We start from the raw sequence: 4,873 nt of genomic DNA, 5'->3' as shown, positions 1-4,873 counted from the left end.
CCACCGCCTTGCCAATCGCCTCCAGCGCCCCCCCAAATTCCACTCGGATCATGATAGCCCGGCCCGCCGCCGCTTTCACCAAATGCCCTGTCGATTGTCGCAGTTACCAAACATGCGGAAATTACAATATATTTATATTGCTTCAACACACCTAAATATCCATACTTATTTCGACAGTATAATGTAAAGGAAATATAATGGCAGCTAATATTACTTTAAACATACCAGACAACGCGAGCCTGCACAAGAAGCAAGTCTTTCAGTTCGAAGCAGCAATTGATGCCGGGGCTGGTCAACTCTCGACTGGAAGCATGCTTAACATTTCGAAGGCTGTCGGTGTTCAACTTGTCGGAGGAAACGGAAACGCTCTCTCCGTCCCGGTGACGATCGACCAAACAAACAAGCAAAAGGGAACAGCCAGTTTCCAGGTCGTGGTGGGGGGAAATCCACCATTTATCCATTTTGACATGGCAATTAACCAAGAAAAAGCCATAACCCATACGTTCAAGCCAGCGTCTGCTGCTACCGTTGAGACCAATGGCTCGACACAACAGATAATTTCCGTTGCCCCTGACAAAAATCAGACACCAACAAATTCACAATATACCATCCAGTATACAGCCAAAGTTACTGACGATACTGGTGCTGCAGTCCAGAACTATATCATAGACTGGCTGCAGGTGAGCGATTTTGGTTTGTTCGACAAAACGAAAATATTCATAGATGCTACGGGTGGAACCTATAAGACTATCAAGCCTATACAGAATGATCCACTGCGAAAGACCTCGATCATCCGCACCGCGACTGATGCCAATGGTAACGCCACAATCTACATCGTAGCGACCACGCAAGCGGTAACTGCGCAACTACAGCTATTCGAGAACGGCTACGATTCCATCGATTGCAGCCAGCTTGTCATCGTGGACCTGCAAGACGAAACATTGGGGCTATCCCCTGCTACACCTGAAGGAACCTTTACCGGCGACGCACTGAACTTGTCGTCAATCCAGGGGCCTGACGTTCTGGTCAATATACAACCGTATCCCAATGCGAGAGACGGAGATACCATCTTTGTCTTCTTTAATAAGATTTATTCCAGCTCGTTTGTCTGGAACACGAGTATAGCACCATCTTATCCGGCATTCTTTCCAAAAATAAACGCTTATACGGATACGGGCACGAATGCCGGGAAACTGAATGACTTACGTTATGTGGTGGCAACAGGCACCGGTCTTCTGAGAACTTCGGAAAGTACTGCATTCAAATGCATTGGCGCGCAGGGCGAAAATAAACCCCTTCCGCACAAAATACGCAATCTTCCGGCACCGCAGGTTGAAGATGCTTCTGATTTTGTCAACGCCGATACGATAAAGAATGGTTTGAACATAGATATCAATCTCACGGATTTGCAGGTTCTGGCAAAGAAAGATGATATAATCATAGTGTCGATATACTTAAATGGTTACGACAACGACGGCAATGAAATCCACCATAAATATCAATCACCTAAAGCAACTTTATCCGACTCGGATATAAATAATCGTATTTTTAACGTTAAATTTAATAAAGATACTCTTTTGGGATACAATTCTTCTCCAGAAGGGAATTATGGGGCATTTTATGCCGAGTATACCTTGACGCGAAAAGCGACCGGGAAAACAGGCTTGTCAGAATTTGTAGAGAAACTTCTGGACACCGTAGCGCCCGGCAACATCTGAAAGCGAACAGGTTCCCCAAAACCGGAATCCTGCTTTTGGGGACACGCGTTAAAACAAACATTTAGAGCGCGATCTAAATAGTCAGAAATATACTAGGTATCCATTATGCAAACTACATCGGTGTCCACACTTTCCGAACGATTGAAACGCCCTTTGCAAGTCAACGTGACACAAGGGGCGGCAGTTACCGATCTGAACTCCCTCCCCCTGCAACCTTGTAACTGGGTCACCGTATATGGTCAACCTGGACAGCATATCATTGCAAATGCTAACACCCCGATTGAAATCCCTGAGGCAAGTGATCACCATTACTACGATTTTTATTTGAACGAGCAAGGTTATGCAAATTTCCGAGCTGTCTGTACACATCATGCGGAAGCGCGAGCCCTCTACGCGCTTTACCTTTACGACGACGACAATCCGCAAAACCACGCAGAGGAATCGCTCACTTTCGCACCTTATTTTGTTGGTAACGGAGCAATCACCGCTTATAACTATACTGTTGGCGCTCCGGCAAACGGACTAACCCCATGTTCAATATATGTCGTAGTTGACATGAGTGCACATAGCTCAGTGAACTCTATCAGTGTTCGTGTGGATCAAAACGCCGTCATTACCAATAGCCCGGATCCATCCCAGAAAATATTCAATGTTCCTTTGGATTCTGACGGATGCGCTACAATTAATATTACAAATAAGTTTTCGGAAGAAGTGTTCACATCACTCACTCTTTCGCAGAGTCCCGACGGAGAGCATATTTCTTTCAAACTGCCATTTGTTACATTTCCTACGTTGTGACGAAACTATGAGCAACAAATCAAATCATCTTTCCAATCTGAATGTATTGCAAGCACCCGATTTCCCTCAAGCCGAAAACGGGATTATAGACGTCAGCCTTCTGGATGGAGTAATCCTTATAGAGATTCACGCCTACACGGCAATAAATGTAGGAGATAAGATAGAGGTAATATTTAACGAATATATCAGCAAAGATTACTATATTACAGATATAGATGAATACATTATTTATATAAAATACCCAGACAAATACCTGCCAAATGGTAGTTACAGCGTATATTACACGGCAACCGACAACGCTGGCAACATAAACCGGTCAACTGCAACTCAAATTAAAATCATTAATTCAATCGTTCAGCAGCTTCCCGCTCCGGCCTTTCCATCGGCTGTCAATGATGTTTTATACTATAACAGTTTTGCTTACGATCAGGGCACAATCATTCGTGCGGCGTATCCTGGTATTACCGCTGGTGACAAAATCATCTTTTTCTGGAAAGGCTCCAATGAAGAAGGATATACCGTCGGTCAAGCCACATACCGTAGTCACCTCATTAAGGTAAGTATTGACAATGCCGCCGACGGCTACATTCAAGACATTATTCCAAGTAAGAATATTAAATTACTTGGAGATAACGCAATTTGTACAGGATATTACAATCTAATTCGTAATAATGGAGGCACCCAAATAATATCAGAAAATAAAGAAGTTTCGACGTCGTGGTCTGACATTACACAATTACAGCTCGTCGCGACAACGGGCGCGCCGGTGCGTGACCTCAAAAACTACCCTCACCTGACACCATATAATACTGGCTGCATCTTCGGGCGGCCTGGTTCCACAGTCATTCTCAACTGTTCCCCCTCCGCCACAATTGGATCAGTGGACAGCCAACCGGATACAAACACAAAAACCCTAAAGCTGGATGAACATGGTCTCAGCTATTTTCAGATAGCATGCAAATCCGATGCAGGTTCCTCCAGCATCCCGGTCCAGCTTTTCGGCTACCCGCAGGATCATCCCGATAACAGCGTCAATACCTATGTTGAATTTTCGCCTTATAAAGTTGGCCAATCGCCCATTCCTGCCTATGCAAGCTCTACACATGCACCGGCAGACGGCATAACACCCTGCACTTTTTATGCGTTTCTGGACGCAAGTTCTGCTTCCGCTGTTACATTAACTGTCAGTGGCAATGCGACAATAGAGCATATGGGCAACACCACTTCAATTCAACCAAATATTGATGGTAGTTTTACTGTAAATGTATTCAACAATACTCCTGAATCCATAACCCTGTATATAGAATATGACTCGCACAGAATTCTAGAGATACCTATGCAATTCATCGATTTTCCAGCCTAGTGCATGTCTACCGAAAGTGGGAACCGATTTCGGTAGACAAGAGTGAAAACGAATAGATAAAGCGGTTCCAGCTACTCGGTTTTGACTGGAAACACTCTAGAGATGTCTTTCAAAAGTTAATCGTAGCTCTAGAAGATGTAGGTAAAAAAAATATAGCGTAAAACAAGCTAATTTCTGCACATTCATTGCTTGGAAAGCTTTAAAGCGGCCAGCAGTTTCTCACAGTCACTATTCTTCTGCGGGATGAAGTTCTTGATTCAGGAAGACTATTATAAGAGGTACGAAGAATATGGAAATTATACTGAAAGTGAAATCAAATAATGCAAGTGCCGACGGCGTTAGCAGAAATAATATCAGTATAACCGTTTCCGATGGGGTACACTGGATATCAAACGCCAGGGTACACATTTCATTGAATGGAAGTGCTGTCTTCACAAGCAACGGATCAAATAAAATAGATCTAAAAACGGATGTAATCGGTCGTATTAACAATGTCGCTCTCGTCGACGATCAACCGGAAACTGTAACTCTTGTAGCTCAGCTTGCGGATTACGACCACAAGACCGCTAGTGAGGACCTCACTTTCATATCTACAGATAAATATGAACTTGAATTTCTGTATGACTCCGAGGACGCGGCTAATCAAATAATCAATGGAGTAAAGTTATCATCGAGCACCGGATCAAATATACTCGGATTGAAAATATTATTTTCAGCAGAGTTTCCATATGCAAGTATATCTCCTAAATCTGCCTACACAGATAACACAGGATGTATCCGCGGTGTTCACGTAGATATTGCGTCACTGACCTATGGAACCCATGCTGAATGGACTGGAGTGCGAGCAAGCCTCGCTAAGGACCCCGGTGTATATTGTTCACAATCATTTCTAGTTGCAGGAAACATTGGATAGCCCTTAGGTCACATACCCATAAAATGATTTCCGGATTGCATGGTTTGTGATTCACTGTCTCCATCGACATGGAGGCAGTGA

4 protein-coding genes are annotated in these 4,873 nt (G+C 43.9%); all 4 read left to right on the top strand.

The window, feature by feature from the left end; all coding sequences use genetic code 11:
- Window positions 1–197: 197 nt before the first annotated feature.
- Window positions 198–1,718: a hypothetical protein gene (locus JNC70_RS22570; protein ID WP_104757577.1), complete on the top strand. Its 1,521-nt coding sequence runs from the start codon at window positions 198–200 to the stop codon at window positions 1,716–1,718.
- Between the two features lie 105 nt (window positions 1,719–1,823).
- On the top strand, window positions 1,824–2,516 hold the full coding sequence (locus JNC70_RS22565; protein ID WP_146097168.1) for a hypothetical protein: 693 nt from the start codon (window positions 1,824–1,826) through the stop codon (window positions 2,514–2,516).
- 7 nt (window positions 2,517–2,523) lie between these two features.
- Window positions 2,524–3,879 (top strand): hypothetical protein, encoded by a 1,356-nt coding sequence (locus JNC70_RS22560; protein ID WP_146097167.1) that lies wholly within the window; start codon window positions 2,524–2,526, stop codon window positions 3,877–3,879.
- 289 nt (window positions 3,880–4,168) lie between these two features.
- Window positions 4,169–4,792: a hypothetical protein gene (locus JNC70_RS22555; protein WP_146097166.1), complete on the top strand. Its 624-nt coding sequence runs from the start codon at window positions 4,169–4,171 to the stop codon at window positions 4,790–4,792.
- The last annotated feature ends 81 nt before the right edge of the window (window positions 4,793–4,873 follow it).

This window comes from Brucella oryzae (assembly GCF_041929965.1).
GTDB classification, from domain to species: Bacteria; Pseudomonadota; Alphaproteobacteria; order Rhizobiales; family Rhizobiaceae; genus Brucella; species Brucella oryzae.
This window is presented reverse-complemented; position numbering and strand designations above follow the sequence as displayed.